This is a genomic window from Candidatus Zixiibacteriota bacterium (assembly GCA_036397555.1).
In the GTDB taxonomy this organism is placed as follows: domain Bacteria; phylum Zixibacteria; class MSB-5A5; order WJJR01; family WJJR01; genus DATKYL01.
The window spans coordinates 715,597-732,723 of sequence record DASWIS010000008.1 but is presented as its reverse complement, the minus strand read 5'-3'; the positions used below and the strand labels follow the sequence as shown (position 1 = coordinate 732,723).

Here is a 17,127-nt window from a genome sequence, read left to right as displayed (position 1 = left end):
CTTGAGCTGACTGGGCACGGCACGCCGCTTGTCCTGAGCGTAGCGAACGGGTGCCCCTACGATTCCTTCCCCTCCTCCGGTTTGCCTTGCGACACGATCACGCGCGCGTGGCGCAGGACCTTGTCCTTAAGGCGGTAGCCCGGAGCCACTTCCTGTACGATCACTCCTTCTTCGTACTCATTCGAGGGCATGCGCATCATGGCGTCATGTAATCCGGGGTCGAACTTTTCGCCGACAACGGTCATGCGTTCCAATCCGCGCGCTGCGAGCGCTTCCCAGATTTGATCGCGGATCAGATCGAGTCCGCGCACAAACTCGTCGATTGTTTCGCCGGTATGATCGCCAGTGCGGGCGCGTTCGAGATTGTCGAGCGCCTCGGTCAATTCGGCGATGAGATCGCACTCGGCATTGGCGATGATCGACGCATACTCACGCGCCGAACGTTTCCGAAAATTGTCGAATTCCGCGGCCAGCCGCAGGTAGCGATCCTGCCAGTCGACCGACTCCGGTTCGGGCGTGACCGCCGGCGATCCGGATGTCCTGACCGTCACGGTCCCATCGCCGGATTCACTCGCGGCGACATGCTGGTCCTCGTGTTCGGTGTCGATCTGTTCGACGCCGACAGTTCGTTCATCCTTCGTCTGGTCCTTCTCCTTGCTCATGACTCCATCTGCTCAGAGAGCAGTTTCGCTACGTAATCCACGATTGACACCAGTTTTGCGTACTCCATGCGCGTCGGCCCGACCACGCCGATGGTGCCGCTGACCTGACCGGCGGTGTAGTTCGCCGAGACGAGCGAGCACCCCTCGGCGCCCGCCAGCTTGGCTTCGCGTCCGATGGTGACGACTATGCCCTCGCCCATGCCCTGGCGCTGAAGCAGCTCGATCAGGGGCGTGCGCTGCTCGATGACGCGCAAGAGACCCGAGAGCGCTTCGTGATCGGCGAATTCGGGCTGCGCGAAGAGATTGCTCGTGCCGTTGACATGGAGCGATTCCCCCGGCGGACGCGTCGTCAGATCATCGGCCGCATCGAAGAACATTTTCACGAGACGCGCATCGGCGCGCTGGTCGCCGCGCAGGCGATCCGGCGCGCTGGTTTTCAACGAACTGAGCGGCTGGCCGACGAGACGGTCGTTGAGCGCGCGTTCAGTGGACTCAACCGACTTGGGATCGATTTCCGCCGACACTTCCAATAAAATAGTGCGCGCCAACCCCGATTCGATTCCCAAAACCAGGAGCATCCGTCGTTCGGCGACCGGCACCAGTTCGATGCGCGAGATGACGCCCTGCTCAAAACTGGGCGCCAGGGTGACACCGATCTGCGACGTCACCGACGCCAAGACATGCGCGGTCTGATCGAGAATCTCATCGACCGCGCGGCTGTGCACATTCGCGATCTCGTCGCGTAAACGTTCAGCCAAACGTTTCGGCACCGGCTTGGGGTCGAGAAGGTCCTCGACATACTGACGGTATCCCTCGTCGGTCGGCACCCGTCCGGCGGAGGTATGCGGCTGACGAATCAGCCCGCGCGTTTCTAGGTCCTGCATCGTGTTGCGAATGGTCGCCGCCGAAATGCCAAGGCCGTAGCGCATGGCCAAAACGCGTGACCCGACCGGCTCGGCCGTCGTCACGAAATGCTCGATGAGCATGCGGAGAATCTGCCGTTCACGATCGTTGAGTTGATCCATGGTGACCACGCATTTGCCTCACAGACGCGAGCCGGCATCGTGTCGGGTGAGTGACCTCACACTACTCGATCGCCGGGGCTTGTCATTACATCTTAGCACTCCAACTTCCTGAGTGCTAATCGTTTTACGAGGATGGGGGCTTGGGGTTTGTTAGATAACGGGCATGGCTGTCATGGGCGGCCAAGTTTATTCTATCAAATTGTCGGGCAAGCGATTGTGACTGCCGATATGGCATCTTCAACGTCCGGGCACGGATTTGGAATCGATACTCTCCCCCGTTCGACCTGCGGCCAAAAGGGTGGCGGTACGCTTCAGGACAACGAGGGTCACATCGTCGGTCGCGGAGGCGGCATCGGTGAAGGTCGCCGAGGTGACTAAGTCTGCCGACCGTCCCATGACCAATTCGACAATTTCTGCGGCCGTTTGGGTTCGGACTCCATCGAGGCAACCTTCGATTCCTTCCGCCCCGAACTCGCGCCCCTCGCCATCGGTCGCTTCGCTGAGACCATCGGTGTAGAGCAGGCAGAGATCATGCGCGCCCAGTTCGACGACCTCTTCTTCCAAGCTGTCGGCGAAGGTGTGGTGGCCATTGCCGCTGAGCCCGACGCCGAGGGGACGGCCTTTGGGTCGGATGTGACGCGCGGGACGATCAGATCCTCGGCGATGCAAGAGCGGCGTGTGTCCCGCCGAGGCGACGGTCAGCCGTGCCGAATCCGGATCGAGCACGCCGCAACAGGCGGTGACGAATGGTCCTCCGGCGTGATGTGTCTCGATGAAGTCGTTCAGAGCAATCAGGATATCGCGCGGACTATCGTGCGATGGCGCCAGGAGGCGCAGTGCGGTGCGCACGGCGGTCATCATCAGCGCCGCCGGAAACCCTTTGCCCGCGACATCGGCAATGAAGAGCACCCAGCGATCGTTGCGGATCGGGAAAACGTCGTAATAGTCGCCGCCGACCTGCCGTGCCATGCGATGCGTCCCGGCAACCTCGAATCCGTCGATCTGCGGCATCGCTCCGGGCAGCAGCGCCTGTTGCAGGTGCCGGGCCTGCTCGATTTCGCGTCGTTCGACATCCTGCCGGGCCATCTGCTGCTCGGCGCGGGTCACTGCCTGCACCATTTCATTCATGGCGGCGACGACCTGCTCGACTTCATCGGGGTATCCGGCGGTCGAGGGGACCGCGGGCGCCGTCTGGCCCGACCGCATCCGTTGGACGACATCGCCGAGCTTGCGCAGCGGCCGCGCCATGACGACGACCAGCAGCAGCACAACCAGCTCGCCGCCGACCAGCGCGATCGCTCCCGTGGCGAGGATTTCCCGACGGCGTGATTCGATGGGCTCGCTGAGCACGCGGCATGGAACGCCATAGACCACCGAGACGACCACGTCGGCACCCACTCGTGCCGGTTCGCTGAAGTGAAAGATCGATTCCCCGTCCGCGCGCGTAACGGGCCGACCGGTGTCTTCGTCGGCATGTGACGGAGGCGCCGAATATGATTCATGCACGCGTTCCGGGTGTTTGAGATCGGCGCGGATCGATCCGTGCGCGTCGATCAAAAACAGGTACGCGACCTCCGCATTCGCCTGCGCCAGTCCGACGATCAATTGATCCAATTCCACATCGGATCGGTCGTTGAACACCGCCTGCGCCGACGATGCGGCAGCGGTGCGACCGAATTCCTGCCAGCGCGAAAAGAAGGCCGTCTCGATGGCGCGCTCCGCCCGATTATGACTCCACAGCGTGGCGGCAACAGCTCCGAGGGCAACGAGCGCACCGGCGGCCCAGGCAACGGTGCGTCGCGTGGTGCGGGCAAACGACGGCGCGATACCGCCGGGGCCGATGCTCTTGTAGATCGTGAGAATGTTTTGATCGCCGACCCGTCGGTAGTCGATGCGGTCGGTCACCTTGGACATGAGCAGCATCCCCAATCCGCCCTGGCGTTGTGTGCGGACCAGGCGGCTGGGATCGGGTTTGTCATCGAAGTCCGCCGTCATCGGCCGTCCGGTGTCGGTCAGCACGATTTGGACTTCACGACGGTGACGCCGCACGCGCAGGCGGATGTGGCCGGGGCCGTACAGATAGCCGTGGCGAATGATGTTGGTGACCGCTTCTTCGAGGGCGAGCAGAAGTCCCGCGACGGCGTTGTGCCGCAACGATGATTCGATCAGCGCCGCCTGGACGAATTCGCGAATGTCATCGAGGGCGTCATTCGACGCCGGAAAAGCCGCGTAGTGCTCCGAGAGGATCGGTGCCATGATCAGTGCGGACCGTGTGCGAACGACCGCCCCTTACTGCGGTTCGGCCGCCGCGACCGGATCGCCACGGCGGCGGCGCACCTGCTCCAAATTGGACAAGACGTTCGGATGCCCGGGGTACTGTTCCAGGACCGTCCGCCACAGTTGTTCGGCCAGGTCGAAGTCCCCGTCGCGAAATGCCAGCAGCGCGCTACGGTAGACCGCCCACGTCGGCTGGTCTGCCCGCAAATCGGCGGTCGACGCCGACGCGTTCGTGCTCTGTGTCGCCAGCGCGAGGTATTTGCCGGCGCCGGAGTTGGCGGGGTCGACCGCCAGCGCCTGCTCGAACTCGAGCATCGCGCTGCCGTAGTCTTCGGCCACCAGTTGCTCCAGCCCCCGGCGCAGATGCACATCGCTCTGTTCGCGATGGCGCAGCGACATGATTCGGCGGGACAGATCGGTCCGCGTGGAATCCTCGCGCACGATCAAGCCGAACAACTCGATCGCCGTGCTGAACCGGCGATCCTCATGGGCGACCCACCCTGCCGATTCCCATCGTGCCAGCGCCTGCCGGCGTTTCGTCCGCGCCAACTGGAGCAGGTCATAGGCGCGCGGGTGATTCCAGTCGAGCGAAAGGACCTCCGAGAAACGTGCACCCGCCTCGGTAAATCGTTCCTGCGCCATCGCCTCGCATCCGATCCGCACGAGGCATTCGATGGCATCGGCGTCGGGACCCGATTGCGCCACTGCGATGTCGTCGGCCAATGCCGGACCAGCAGCGATGGACAACATGACGGCCGTCGCGATCATCAGCCACGCCGCACGGCCACATCGATCTGGAGTGAAGACCTGCCGCCCCTTATGAGTCACTTGCGCCCCTCCCCGGTACAGGATGCGCATCCGTGTGCCGTCCGCAAGACAAAAATGAATCAATGCGTCAGGGCAATTGTCCGGTCCGGGAGGGATCGGGGCCGGACGCTAACCCTCCTGTTTGGTCCGGACCGCCGCCCTGATCTCGTCGGGGAAGTAGACGGTCCGATGCGGGAAGGGAATCTCGATGCCCCTGGCGTCGAAGGCGTGCTTGAGGCGCCGGTTGAACTCGCGCCCGACGGACCACTGCTGCAGCGGAACCGTCTTGATGCGCATTTTGACGACGACGGCCGAGTCGCCGAACGAGTCAACGCCGAAGATTTCAATGTCTTCCAGAATCCTGGAGGCAAACTCCGGATCACCGCGCATCCCTGCAAAGACTTCGCGCATGACCTGTATCGCCTCGTCGGGATTTTCTTTGTAGGCAATGCCCATGTCGAGCACATAGGCAGACCATCCTTTGGACATGTTGGAGACAGTTGATACGGCGCCATGCGGAAAGATATGGACGACGCCCCGCAAGTCGCGCAGCGAGATGGTGCGGAAGCTGATGGACTCGACCAATCCGCCGGTGCCGTTGATGATCGCGACATCGCCGACCCGGACCTGGTTTTCCATGATGAAGAAGAAGCCGGCGATGATGTCGCGCACGAGGTTTTGCGCGCCGAAACCGACGGCCAAACCCGCGATGCCCGCCCCGGCCAGGATCGGGCCGATGTTGAGACCGAGTTCGGTCAGAGACGTGACCAACACCACGGCCCAGATAGAGATGCGCACGACCGTCATCAGCAGCCCCGTGAGCGTCTTGATCCGCCGTTCGGTCCCCTGTCGTTCGTGGAAGTCTTCTTGCTCGGCGCGCGCAATCAGGACGGATTCGAGCTTTCGCAATGCCCGTCGGGCGGCGCGAACGGCAATCCATCCGATGAGCACGATGAGCAACACATGTCCGACGGACAGGGCGACGGCTGCGCCGTACTCGACGATCAGCCCGCGCCATTGGTCCCACGTAAAATTGCGCATTGGAGGTCTCCGGTTCAGTAGTGAGTCGTCGGCGCGCGTGTTTCAGGTTCGTCGTGATGCACGCCGCGAGTTGATCCCATCAATCAAACTTCAGTTCGACATCTTCCAACGTGAACCGCGGGCGGACGACGAGCGTGTCGGGATGGACCGTCATCGGTTCGGCGAACTGCCACGGCATCAGCCGACCCGTCTCGAATTCGCCATTGCCATTGGCATCGAGATACCCCGACAACTGCCAATTGCCGCCCGGTATCTCGACGGAAAACGGACCGGGACCGGCGCGTTGGATGTGTGTGCTGGTCGACGTGCCGGTTCGTCGGAGTGTGATATGGCAAACGGCGGCATTCAAACTCGAATCAGCGATTGTCACATCCCCTTCAATCCGGCCCATTCGTGCCGCTGTCAACGGCTCGAAAACCCATTCGAGGGCCTGCGACGGCGCCGCGTTCCCGTGGCGGTCGAACAGAGCAGCCGAGTCGATGCGCGCACGCACAGGCCCATCATCGGGCCAGCCGTTTGCGGGGACATAGTCGAACAACAGCGGATTGCGCCAGATCCGTTCGCCGTCGATTGCGGCATCGAGCGTGTCGGTGACCCGCACGGCATCCGACAGTCGTTGGGCATCGACCGGTTCGCTGAACTCCCAGCGAATCGGTTCAAACGGCGTGAGTGCGACCCGTACTGTCGGCAACGCAACTGAAACAATCGTGGGACCGCTGGTGTCACGAATGTCATTGACGACGGTGAAGCACTCGGCGTCGGCGCACAGTCCCTGTCCGCGATGGTCGTAGAGTCCCGCGCAGGCGACGCGGATCGTCTGACCGGCGGTGAGTCCCTCTGTCAGGAGCTCCAATTGCGCGGCGCGACGCGCGGTCGGTGGAATCAACGCAAACGCAATGGGGTGTTCGCCGGCGGAATCGCTCACCGCGATGCTCGATTCGGACAGCCGCATAGTGTCGATCGGATGCGTCATCGTCAATGTGACTCCGTGCTGCACCGTAGCAATGCATCGGCGCAGGCAGAAGGTGGACGTGTCATAGGGAAATCCGAAGATGGAGAGCGAGTCCGGCAGCGACGTATCGGTCGCGATGGCGTTGCGCTCCGGCAGCCCGTACGACTCGCCGGGATCGTGCACGGCGTTGTTGTCTCTGTCGGCGAACGCCAACAAACGGTATTCGCCCGCCCGCAGAAATGGAAGGTCAAAGCGGCCCTCCGGGCCGGTGCGGGTCGTATAGGCGGGCGTGGCACGCCAAAACGTATCGGGCAGCGCTTCGAGTTGGTAGGCGTTGACCGTCCACGACGCGGCCGCGCGCTGGGCCGGATCGAGCGGCTCCACACGGCCGATGATGTGCCCACCGTCGATCCGATGGCCGGTCCCGAAGGCAAACGTGTACGGTTCTTTCAATGCATTCTGCCGCCGGTCCGACAGCTTGGCGCCGAGCGATACGCGATAGGTCGTGTTCTCGCGCAGCGTATCGGTCCAAGTGAGACGAATCGTCCGGTCGCCATCGGACCACTTGATCTGGGGCGATCCATGGCGCGCCGGAGACACCGTCACTTGTCCGGCCAGTGTCTCGCGGGCGACCGGCTCGGAGAATTCGATGACGATGGGGGTGGTGCGGTCGGTATTGACGGCACCGGACGTCGGCACGGAGCGCTGCACGACGGGCGCGGTCTCATCGGCCGGTCCGCCGGAGGGGATTCCATGTCGGGCACACCCGGCGTGAAGGACGAGTCCGTACCATGCGACGCAGAGAACGGCCACATTCCTGAGTGGGCATCCGCGAAGGCGTACCGGCACGTCCATGCGGCTCACGCGCGCAAACTATCCGCTGATCTTCGGTTGTGCAATGAATTCCCGGCTATGGATCGATGCCGAGCTTCTCGATGATCGGGCGGTTTCCCGGATCGAGTTCGAGCGCGCGCCGCCAGCGTACAGCGGCCTCGTCACGACGCCCCATCGCCGCCAGAATGTCGCCGTAATGATCGTGAATGACGGCATCACTGGACAGCACGTCGGCCGCGCGCTTGATCATGCCTTCCGCTTCGGAGAGCCGACCGAGTCGATACAGCACCCAGGCGTAGCTGTCCAGATAGGCGCCGTTGTCGGGATCGATGTCGACGGCCTTCTCGATCAGTTGGAGCGATTCCTGCAGGTTGATGCCGCTGTCGGCATACATGTAACCCAGGTAGTTCAGCGCGCTGGCATTGTCGGGCTCGCGTTGGAGCAGACTGTTGAATTGCGCGGCCGCCTCGTTGAAATGTCCGGAGCGCTCCAACGAGGCCGCCAGACTGAATTGGACACGAGCGTTGGCGGTGTCGGCGTCCCACGCGCGACGCAGCCAGACAACGGCACTGTCGTGCTGATCGTGTCGCGCGAGCGCAACCCCGGTGAAATACCAGAAGTCGGCGGGATCAGGCGCGCGCTGCTCGGCACGCTGGGATAACTCCAAAGCCGCCTCCAGCGAGTCTTCGGCCAACAGCGTGTTGCCCCATGCAATCCACGCGTCGGGGAGCGTGTCATCGGTCTCCACCGCACGGCGGAAGTAATCTTTCGCGGCCGCGAATCGCTCGCGTGTGAACGCGATCCGTCCCAGGTAGAAGAATGGAATGTAGGGATCCTCTTCTGCGGCAATGACGGTGAACAGACTCTCGGCCCGATCATACTGCGCAGCGTTATAGAGCAGCACCCCCAGACGCATCCGTTCGGGATCGGCGGGATTGTCGGTTAGGAGCGCTTCCAGTTCACGGCGCGCGACTTCGTGGTCGCCTTCGTCGAGGAGCAGTTGGATCAGTTGACGCCGTGCGAAGTGATCGTCGGGGGCAATGGCCATCATGCGGCGGTAGACATCCTCGGCTTCGTCGCGGAGCGTCTGTTCATTCAGCGCCTCGGCCAGGCCGACCCAGGCGCGACGGTTCGCCATGCTGGAATCGAACTGCAGTGACATGCTGTAGGCAGCCGCGGCGCCGGCGTGGTCGTCGAGACGTGTGTGGAGTTCGGCGATTTCATTTTGAACGCGCGAGTCGCGCACATACTCCGACATGGCTTCAAGGTGCCCGATGGCGCTGCGCAGATCGCCCTGCCGCACGGCTTGGCGGGACAGAAACCAGTACGCCTGTGTGTCGTCCTTGTCGAATTCGATGACCTTCTCATAGGCCGCGCGGGCCTGATCGTTGCGACCGAGCATCGCATAGGCGCGTCCCAACAACCCGTAGACACGGGCGTCCTTTCCGATGATCCCCTCGGCAACTGCGGCTGCTTGTTCATACTGCCGCTGGCGCACGTGTCCATCGGCCAGCGACATCCTGATTTCGTAGGATTGGGGATCATACAGCAGCGCCTTCTCGTAGGCCCTGATGGCCGCCTGAGTCTGGCCGTCGGTCATCAGAATGCTGCCATTGGAAAAGTGCAGAAACGCCAGTTCATTGACCGGTTCGGTGCGTTTCGACTTCTCCTCGGTCTCGGCGGTCTCGCGGGCCGTGCCGGCGCATCCGACGACGGCGAGGATGGACAGCACGGCGATCAGCTTGCTGAAGCCGCCTCGAGTACCACCGAAAGGCCGCGGCCGGACGGCCGCTGCGTTCTGTGTCGGGTCTGACGTCGGATTCACCTGCACGAGTTTCACCTGGGCGATTCGCCGGCGGCGGGATTCAATATGTTCGGCCATCCCCTGTCGCTGGCCAACACCAACACCGCGCGCGAACGCCCGGTTCCGCCACGCAGTTATGGTACGAAATTCTGCGGAAAGCGATTACGAGGATTTGATTCGCGTGCGAGTCCAGAGATACAGCGCGATGGCCGCAAACGCGATCAGTGAAACCGCCGGACCGGCCGCTCCAGACAGCGAATCGAGCAGACCGCCGTGGCTGTCGTAGAAGGCCTTGTATCCTTCGTTGAGCATCAGGCCGGCAACCGCCACTCCCACCAGGGCATCGCCCGCGACCAATCCGGAACTGAAGAGAATGCCCCGTTCCTGGCGCTCGGCCGAGGCCGGACCGGCTTTTTTCTGGACGATCATGGCGATCAGACCTCCGGCCATAATCGGCGATGACAATTCCAGCGGCAGGTACATGCCGATCGCAAACGGCAGCGAACCGATGCCGACCAGTTCGATGGAGGCCGCGAGGACCGCACCGAATATGATCGGCATCCACGGGAGGTCACCGCCCATGACGCCGCGCACGACGATCGCCATGACATTGGCCTGGGGCGCCTGCAACGGTTCGGGATGCTCGGGTGATGCGACGAATCCAAACGACCCCGCGAGCCAGAAGACCACACCGCCCATCAGCAATGCCGGGAAAAACAGACCGATAAACTCGACAATCTGCTGGCTGCGCGGTGTCGCCCCCAGCAAGTATCCGGTCTTGAGATCCTGCGCGATGTCGCCCGACATGCAGACCGCGATGCAGACGACTGTCCCCACCGACATGGCCGTTACCATGCCGGAGACACCGGACACCCCAAACTTCAGCAGGACCAGGCAGGTGACCAGCAGCGTGGCGATGGTCATTCCCGATACCGGGGACGAAGAGGAGCCGACCAAGCCGACGATCCTTGCCGCCACGACGACGAAGAAAAACCCGAACAGGATGGCCAGAAGCGCACCCATGAAGTGCAGCTCGGTGCTGGGGAACGCCCAGATGGCGACGGCGATCGCCAGCGATCCGATCAGGACAACGGACATCGACAGATCGCGATCGGTGCGCGGAACCGCACCGGCCGTCTCGCCGCCCCGTTTGAGCAACTGCCCGAATCCCTGACTGAACGAGTGAATAATGACCGGCAGGGACTTGGCCAGTGACACGAAGCCGCCGAGCGCCACTGCGCCGACTCCCAGATATTTGACGAAGTATCCTCGGAGCGCGTCATGGTCCATCTCTCCGATGGGAATATCGGCCGGCGGGATCAGCCCCGCCGGGAGGGCGGAACCGATGTACTTGATCAGCGGCGCAATGCCCAGATACCCCATGACCGCTCCGCCCATCATCAGCGAGGCGATCTTCGGCCCGATGATGTACCCGACGCCCAGCAACGCCGGGGTTGCATCGATCCCGACGGCACCGCCGGGCAGTCGCTCTTTGAATCCGTAGACCGGGCTTTCCGGCCACATGCGGAAGACGCCCATTAAGAGTTTGTAGAGCGCACCCAACCCGATTCCGGTGAACACCAGTTTGGCTTTTCCCCCGCCCTCGTCGCCTGCGATGATGATTTCGGCGCACGCCGTCCCCTCGGGAAAAGCCAGCGTCCCGTGTTCCTTGTGGACCAGATAACGGCGCAGCGGAATCATCAGCAGGATTCCCAATGTGCCGCCCAACAAGGATAGTCCGATGATTTGCCACTGCGTGATGCGATACTCAAACCCGGGAAGAGTCGCCTCCCAGATCAGGAAGGCGGGAATCGTGAAAATGATTCCTGCCGCCAAAGATTCCCCGGCAGAGCCGATCGTCTGGACAATGTTGTTTTCGAGAACGGTGACTTTCCTGAAGAGCGTCCGCAGAACCGCCATCGAAATGACGGCAGCCGGGATCGACGCCGAGACCGTCATCCCGACTTTAAGCCCGAGATAGGCATTCGCGACGCCGAAGACGATCGAGATCAAACTGCCCAGAACGATGGTCTTGAGCGTCACCTCGGCGATGGACTGATCGGACGCGATGTAGGGTATTGGGGCGGTGCCGCGCGGCTTTTCAGAGCTTTGATGTGGGTGGGAACCGGCCGCTGCCATGGTCGGGTCTATCGCCTCGTGCTTCAGGGAAACTGCTGTTGTTTCGTGTCGCACAAACACTTGTGCGAGTCCGGCGTCTGCCAACCTATCCGGAGACCCGACGGCGGTCAAGCCCAATGTGTCGAAAATCGTTGTTGCGAAGCTCCGGCGAGTTGCTATGTTTCAGATGACGGGTAGGGAAACTGACGGAACACCCACTTCTGCGTACCCCTGCCGCGCCCGTAGATGAACGAACACCGCATGGCGCGGAACGGTAAGCACCCTCACGTGTAGCATAGGCCATGGCCGGCGCGATCACAAAAGAGGCCGTGTTAGAGCGGTTGCGCAATTGCTTCGATCCCGAAATACCGATGGTGTCGATTGTCGATCTGGGGCTGGTCTATGATATTCGAATTGAGGACGGCCGGAATGTGGCTGTCGACATGACACTGACCGCTCAGGGATGCCCGATGCACGAGTCCATGTCGCAGGATGCGGCTGCCAGACTCCGCGAGATGGACGGGGTCGGCGATGTCATGGTCAATGTCGTCTGGGATCCGCCCTGGACGCCGGACCGCATGAGTGAGGATGCCCGTCGCAAGCTTGGTTGGAGTTGACACTGGCAGGCAGACGGTCAGGTATGAGACCTGGCCGAACCGACCAATCCACGGAAGGAGGAGCTATCGACAGAAGCGGAGATCGATTATTCGGAGGCCCCGGAGGGTCTTCGCGGTTGACAACCGTCGTTTCGGGTGTCATCTTGAAGACAGAGAGGTCGGCCCTCACGGCATGACACTTCGGGGTCAGGTAGCACGGAGAAGCATCCCACGGACATGAACCCCTGACCGCAGCAAGGACTGACTTCAAGAACAAACATGGAAGTTAAACGAAGAAATCGAACACGGGGGTGTTTGATGCGCAAAGGAACAATCATTCTTGCGGCGGCAGTGCTTCTCTTGCCGGCCGTACTCGCATCGGCCGCGAATGGGCCGGTGGACCTGGGCAGCCGGATGTCGATCGGCGATGTGCAAGTCGCCGCGACGTCGGAGTTGGTCCGCACCGTGACGGTGCCGATCATACTCGACAACAAGCCATCGATCGCGGCGATCGATCTGCCGTTGAACTATGGCCAGCCGGGTCAGGGGATCAGTTTGGTCGAAGTGACCTATGCATCGCGCGTGGACTACTTCGACATGAAGATCACCAACATCGACGACGACAACAAAAACGTCATCATGGGCCTGATCGCCATGGCGACCGACCCGAACACAAAGGATCTGGCCAATGGCAAGGGTGCCATCGCGAATCTGCGGTTTGAGGTGACCGACCCGACCATGTCGGAGTTCGTGATCCGTTCGACCGAGATGGAGAGCCCCAGCCACCGGCTGATCCTGGTTTCCCACGACTTCTCCAGCGGCCAGCCGGAGATCGTCTGGGAAGAGCCGGAATTCAACTACACCGTGAGGATGGCCGGCGCCGGGCCGTTGGTGCCGTCCAGCTACTCGCTGGTCCAGAACTACCCGAATCCGTTCAACGCCGGCACGGTCATCCGTTTCAATGTGCCACGGAGCGACGCGGGTGATCTGACCAATGTGAAGCTGGTGGTCTACAACGTGCTCGGACAGGCGGTTCGGACGCTCGTTGACGAGCAGTACACGCCCGGTTCGCATCAGGCGACCTGGGACGGCACAAACGATCACGGTACAACGGTATCGTCCGGTGTCTATTTCTATCGGATGCAGGCCGGGAACTTCACCGATACCAAGAAGATGACGCTTCTGAAGTAGCAGTCAAGATCCCGTCGACAGTCAACCCCGTTCCGCCCAAAGCGGAACGGGGTTTTTTGTTTGTTGGGGTGCGTCGGGAATCGCGATCGAGATGTCCTCACATTGCGGGAGTGTTGCAAGAGCCACTTCAATGTCATGCCGAGCCCTTCGGGCGAGGCATTTCTATACGCGCGAGGATGACGACAACTCGTTGGAGATTCCTCGCTTCGCTCGGAATGACGATAGATTGAGAATGTTCACGAGAAGCGGCCAGTATCGCATGGGCGTCTTTTCAACACTCACGTTACGGTGTGCGCCACGCCAGCGATCGGCCGGCCAGGGACGCCAACCGGTAATCTCAGTCGGAGCCGTCGCTCAGAAACCAACAAACGCTCCTGCTCATGCTACTCTCTGTATTGCCGAGTGGCGTGCGGCGGACATCAGGGTCTGCCGGGGCAACCGACCGTGATGAGTCCGGGTTCGAACCGCGGTACAACAGCGTCCCCGCGCGCACCGCTCTCCGGCACGAAAACGAGGTGGTTTCCCGGGGGGACGCAGACCGAATCGATGACAAACTTCCCGCGCGTGGCCCCGACATGGAAGGACAGCACCATTGATGGGGTGCCGGATCCCGCTTTGCCATCGTCGCCGGGTGCGATCGTTTCCGGCTGCAATCCGACGCAGGCATAGAGGATGGCGTCGGGACTTCGGAAGTCGGCGGCAGAATCGAGCGTAAACCATGTGTGGAGGCCGTCTGACGCCAGACAATCTTTGGCGTCCATCGCCGATGACGGCGTCCCCATCGTTCGTTGGATGGCAAACGAGCTGCCTTTGACCCAGGGTGTCAGGCGTCCCTGCACCTTGACGTCGAGACTCTTCGCGATGAAGGCCCCCGATTCCAGCGAGCGCAGTTCGAACGGCAGAACAAGACCGGTGATGGGAAGATCGTTGGCAATGTGAATACCAACCGTCACGGGGCCGGATCCGGGTTCGACGCACTTGGATTCGACGATCACGCTGTTTTCAGCCCGCGCACTGACAACAGCGAGCGCCAGCAGACAGCACAAAATGACGGTAATGAGCGGGCGATCGATCATGTTCGGACACCTCCTGAGTGGTCCATTATACACAATCCGGCGACAGATCGCGAGCCGCAGGCGATCGTATTCGAGGCGGTTGGGGCAAAAGTCACTGGCGGGGACAATGACATCCGGAGTGTTGTCGCGCTCGTCCCCGTCGCCTGATGCGCCAGACCAGCGCGATGGCGCCTGCGAAGACAGCCGCCACGAGGACGAATTGCCATGCGAGCGGTAGTGAGATCGGAGTCATGCGGTTACGCAATCAACAGACCGATTTGTCGCGTGACAAATGCCGCCGCGTACGCCAGAACGGTCATGTAGGCGAAGGCAAAAAGCGGCCATCGCCAACTGTTGGTCTCGCGGCGCATGACGGCCATGGTGGATATACACTGCAAGGCAAAGGCGTAGAAGACGAGGAGTGTGATGGCCACCAATGTCGACCAAACCGGAGCGCCTGTCTGAGGGTTGCGATCGGCGCGCGCACGGGCGATCAGACTCTCTCCTTCGACCTCTGAGCCGACCCCATAGACGACCCCGAGCGTCGAGACGAAGACCTCACGCGCCGCGAACGATCCCAGGATACCGATCCCGATTTTCCAATCGAATCCCAACGGTCGCAGCGCCGGCTCCATGGCCAGACCGATTCGTCCGGCTATCGAATGGCGAATCTGCTGCGCGGCCCGCTCGTTTTCGAGTTGGAGGAGCGCAGCATCGCGTTGGTCTCCGGGCGGAGTCGATTGGAGGATCGCCTGCTGCTGTGCGGCAGAGCGAGCTTCAATCTCGCCGGACTTCGGGAAGCTCAGCAAGGCCCAAAGGACAATCGAGACCGCAAAGATGATGGTGCCCGCGTTGACCAGAAAGACGCGACCACGATCCATCAGCGTCAGGGCGAGCGTTTTCAGTCGTGGACGGCGATACGGCGGCAATTCGAGCAAGAACGGCGGCTTGGGGCCGCGCAGCATCGTCTTGCGAAAGGCCCACGCCGACGCGGCCGCGCCGACGACGCCCAACAGATACAATCCCAGCAGCACGACCCCCTGCAGTCCGATGGGACCCCAGATCGATTGCGCCGGAACGAAGGCGGCGACGAGCAGGGTATAGACGATCAGCCGCGCCGAACAGGTCATCAGTGGAGCCACGAGGATTGTCGCGAGACGTTCGCGCGCATTGGGGATCGTGCGCGTCGCCATGATGCCGGGAATCGCGCAGGCGTAACACGATAGCAGCGGAATGAAACTGCGTCCCGAGAGGCCGACACGCGACATGACGCGGTCGAGGATGAACGCCGCCCGTGCCATGTATCCGGAGTCTTCCAGCAGCGTCAGGAAGAAGAACAAAAACAGTATTTGCGGCAGGAACACGACAACCGCGCCGACTCCGGCGAAGATGCCGTCATTGATGAGACTCAGAAACGGTCCCGGAGCCACGAGGCCGGAGACGATAGACGGCAGCAGGTCTTCCATAAGGAAGGAGACACCGTCCATGACCGGGCCGGCCCATGCAAACACCGACTGAAACACGACGGCCAGCACCAGACAGAGGACGACGGGTCCAAAGACTTTGTGCAGCAGAACATCATCGAGGCGATTGGTCCGGTCGCGCCTGGCCGACCCCGAACGACGGACCACGTCGCGGGCGATGGCGCCCTGCCAATCGTAACGCGCCTCGGCTGTGTACCGACGCACGGTGTCTTCGGTGATGTGAAGTTCTTCACGAATGCGCGACGCGGCGGCTTCGACTTTTTCGCTGCACGTGGGCATGTGCTGTCCGGCGAGGCAATAGAGCAAGTGGCCCTCCGAGACGAACGCCTCGGGTGCATACTGCCTGAGTCTGGCCTCCAACGGAGGCGGGAGTCTGTATCCGCGCTCTAACGGCGCCGTTGCGCTGACCGCATGTGCTACAGCATGGGCCAACTCCACTAATCCCACCCCGTCCGGAGCCATTACCGGGACAACCGGCACACCGAGATGTTCGGATAGACGTTGGCGATCGATTTGAATCCCATGTCGTTGCGCCTCATCGGACATGGTCAGTGCCACGACCACCGGGATGCCCAGGTCGATGACCTGGCCGGTGAGATACAGATGGCGTCCGACATTAGTGGCATCCACCAGACAGATCACCGCGTCGGGACAACGACCGCCGACTTTGCCGAACAACAAATCGCAGACGATGCTCTCATCGGGAGAACGTGGGAACAGCGAGTAGCATCCCGGCAGGTCGATCAAGTCGAGTTGAAGACCGTCAATGCGGGCGCGTCCGTGCCGTTCTTCGATTGTGACGCCGGGATAATTGGCAACTTTCTGCCTCAGTCCGGTGAGAGCATTGAACAGCGTGGTTTTGCCGGAATTCGGATTGCCGATGAGCGCCACGCTGGTGGTTTTTACGCGTTTGGGCGCGGCGACGGTTGTTGCGTTCGTCATCGTGTCTGTGTTCCGTCCTGATCGGAGTCGCTCGCGGTACTGCCGTCGCCTGAAACGAGCACCAACTCAGCTTCATCCCGGCGCAGAGAAAGAATCGAGCCGTCCAGTTCAATGGCAACCGGTCCCCCGAATGGCGCTTTGCGCAGGAGTGTGATCGAGCGCCCCTTGACCAATCCCATTTCCATCATCTGCAGCGTCAGTTCGGGCGGCGCGACCAGCGCGGCGATGGCGGCGGACTGACCGACTTGAAGAGACGCCAAGGCAGCGACTGCGGGCCGGGGTCTTATGCGGCCATCAAGGGAAAAGTTAGGTGCGGCTAACTCTGTCATTGCAACACCG

13 protein-coding genes are annotated in these 17,127 nt (G+C 61.8%); 2 read left to right on the top strand and 11 right to left on the bottom strand.

What is annotated here, in order from left to right:
• Window positions 1-56 precede the first annotated feature (56 nt).
• The 8 genes from VGB22_04790 to VGB22_04755 all read right to left on the bottom strand — a co-directional run bounded on the left by VGB22_04790 (window position 57) and on the right by VGB22_04755 (window position 11,541).
• Window positions 57-662 carry a nucleotide exchange factor GrpE gene (locus tag VGB22_04790; GenBank protein ID HEX9750590.1) on the bottom strand — a complete coding sequence of 202 codons (606 nt, stop codon included), beginning with the start codon at window positions 660-662 and terminating at the stop codon, window positions 57-59.
• Window positions 659-1,687: a heat-inducible transcriptional repressor HrcA gene (gene hrcA, locus VGB22_04785; protein ID HEX9750589.1), complete on the bottom strand. Its 1,029-nt coding sequence runs from the start codon at window positions 1,685-1,687 to the stop codon at window positions 659-661. The genes VGB22_04790 and hrcA overlap by 4 nt, the downstream gene beginning before the upstream one ends.
• A 237-nt stretch (window positions 1,688-1,924) precedes the next feature.
• Complete coding sequence (locus VGB22_04780; protein HEX9750588.1) at window positions 1,925-3,943, bottom strand: SpoIIE family protein phosphatase; 2,019 nt, start codon at window positions 3,941-3,943, stop codon at window positions 1,925-1,927.
• A gap of 33 nt (window positions 3,944-3,976) precedes the next feature.
• Entirely contained in the window at window positions 3,977-4,732 is a 756-nt protein-coding gene (locus VGB22_04775) for a hypothetical protein (GenBank protein ID HEX9750587.1), read from the bottom strand.
• A gap of 168 nt (window positions 4,733-4,900) precedes the next feature.
• Complete coding sequence (locus tag VGB22_04770) at window positions 4,901-5,812, bottom strand: mechanosensitive ion channel family protein (GenBank protein HEX9750586.1); 912 nt, start codon at window positions 5,810-5,812, stop codon at window positions 4,901-4,903.
• Window positions 5,813-5,891: 79 nt separating this feature from the next.
• Entirely contained in the window at window positions 5,892-7,619 is a 1,728-nt protein-coding gene (locus VGB22_04765) for an Ig-like domain-containing protein (protein HEX9750585.1), read from the bottom strand.
• A gap of 55 nt (window positions 7,620-7,674) precedes the next feature.
• On the bottom strand, window positions 7,675-9,480 hold the full coding sequence (locus VGB22_04760) for a tetratricopeptide repeat protein (GenBank protein HEX9750584.1): 1,806 nt from the start codon (window positions 9,478-9,480) through the stop codon (window positions 7,675-7,677).
• A gap of 84 nt (window positions 9,481-9,564) precedes the next feature.
• Window positions 9,565-11,541 (bottom strand): oligopeptide transporter, OPT family, encoded by a 1,977-nt coding sequence (locus VGB22_04755; protein ID HEX9750583.1) that lies wholly within the window; start codon window positions 11,539-11,541, stop codon window positions 9,565-9,567.
• A gap of 281 nt (window positions 11,542-11,822) precedes the next feature.
• On the opposite strand from VGB22_04755, the gene VGB22_04750 reads away from it, so the two are divergent.
• Both VGB22_04750 and VGB22_04745 read left to right on the top strand, forming a co-directional pair.
• Window positions 11,823-12,137: an iron-sulfur cluster assembly protein gene (locus VGB22_04750; GenBank protein ID HEX9750582.1), complete on the top strand. Its 315-nt coding sequence runs from the start codon at window positions 11,823-11,825 to the stop codon at window positions 12,135-12,137.
• Window positions 12,138-12,434: 297 nt separating this feature from the next.
• A complete protein-coding gene (locus tag VGB22_04745; protein ID HEX9750581.1) occupies window positions 12,435-13,307 on the top strand; it encodes a FlgD immunoglobulin-like domain containing protein in 873 nt (290 codons plus the stop codon).
• Window positions 13,308-13,726: 419 nt separating this feature from the next.
• On the opposite strand, the gene VGB22_04740 is transcribed toward VGB22_04745, so the two are convergent.
• From VGB22_04740 to VGB22_04730, 3 genes are all read right to left on the bottom strand, one after another.
• Complete coding sequence (locus tag VGB22_04740) at window positions 13,727-14,383, bottom strand: hypothetical protein (GenBank protein ID HEX9750580.1); 657 nt, start codon at window positions 14,381-14,383, stop codon at window positions 13,727-13,729.
• A 236-nt stretch (window positions 14,384-14,619) separates the two neighbouring features.
• On the bottom strand, window positions 14,620-16,788 hold the full coding sequence (gene feoB, locus VGB22_04735; GenBank protein ID HEX9750579.1) for a ferrous iron transport protein B: 2,169 nt from the start codon (window positions 16,786-16,788) through the stop codon (window positions 14,620-14,622).
• Window positions 16,785-17,048, bottom strand: a complete 264-nt coding sequence (locus VGB22_04730) for a FeoA family protein (GenBank protein ID HEX9750578.1) — start codon at window positions 17,046-17,048, stop codon at window positions 16,785-16,787. The genes feoB and VGB22_04730 overlap by 4 nt, the downstream gene beginning before the upstream one ends.
• Between the last annotated feature and the right edge of the window lie 79 nt (window positions 17,049-17,127).

Coding starts and splice junctions, on each gene's coding strand:
- VGB22_04775 (HEX9750587.1), bottom strand. CDS start 4,732: ATGATCGCGACGGCCGTCATGTTGTCCATCGCTGCTGGTCCGGCATTG.
- feoB (HEX9750579.1), bottom strand. CDS start 16,788: ATGACGAACGCAACAACCGTCGCCGCGCCCAAACGCGTAAAAACCACC.
- VGB22_04780 (HEX9750588.1), bottom strand. CDS start 3,943: ATGGCACCGATCCTCTCGGAGCACTACGCGGCTTTTCCGGCGTCGAAT.
- VGB22_04765 (HEX9750585.1), bottom strand. CDS start 7,619: ATGGACGTGCCGGTACGCCTTCGCGGATGCCCACTCAGGAATGTGGCC.
- VGB22_04740 (HEX9750580.1), bottom strand. CDS start 14,383: ATGATCGATCGCCCGCTCATTACCGTCATTTTGTGCTGTCTGCTGGCG.
- VGB22_04750 (HEX9750582.1), top strand. CDS start 11,823: ATGGCCGGCGCGATCACAAAAGAGGCCGTGTTAGAGCGGTTGCGCAAT.
- hrcA (HEX9750589.1), bottom strand. CDS start 1,687: ATGGATCAACTCAACGATCGTGAACGGCAGATTCTCCGCATGCTCATC.
- VGB22_04755 (HEX9750583.1), bottom strand. CDS start 11,541: ATGGCAGCGGCCGGTTCCCACCCACATCAAAGCTCTGAAAAGCCGCGC.
- VGB22_04770 (HEX9750586.1), bottom strand. CDS start 5,812: ATGCGCAATTTTACGTGGGACCAATGGCGCGGGCTGATCGTCGAGTAC.
- VGB22_04760 (HEX9750584.1), bottom strand. CDS start 9,480: ATGGCCGAACATATTGAATCCCGCCGCCGGCGAATCGCCCAGGTGAAA.
- VGB22_04790 (HEX9750590.1), bottom strand. CDS start 662: ATGAGCAAGGAGAAGGACCAGACGAAGGATGAACGAACTGTCGGCGTC.
- VGB22_04745 (HEX9750581.1), top strand. CDS start 12,435: ATGCGCAAAGGAACAATCATTCTTGCGGCGGCAGTGCTTCTCTTGCCG.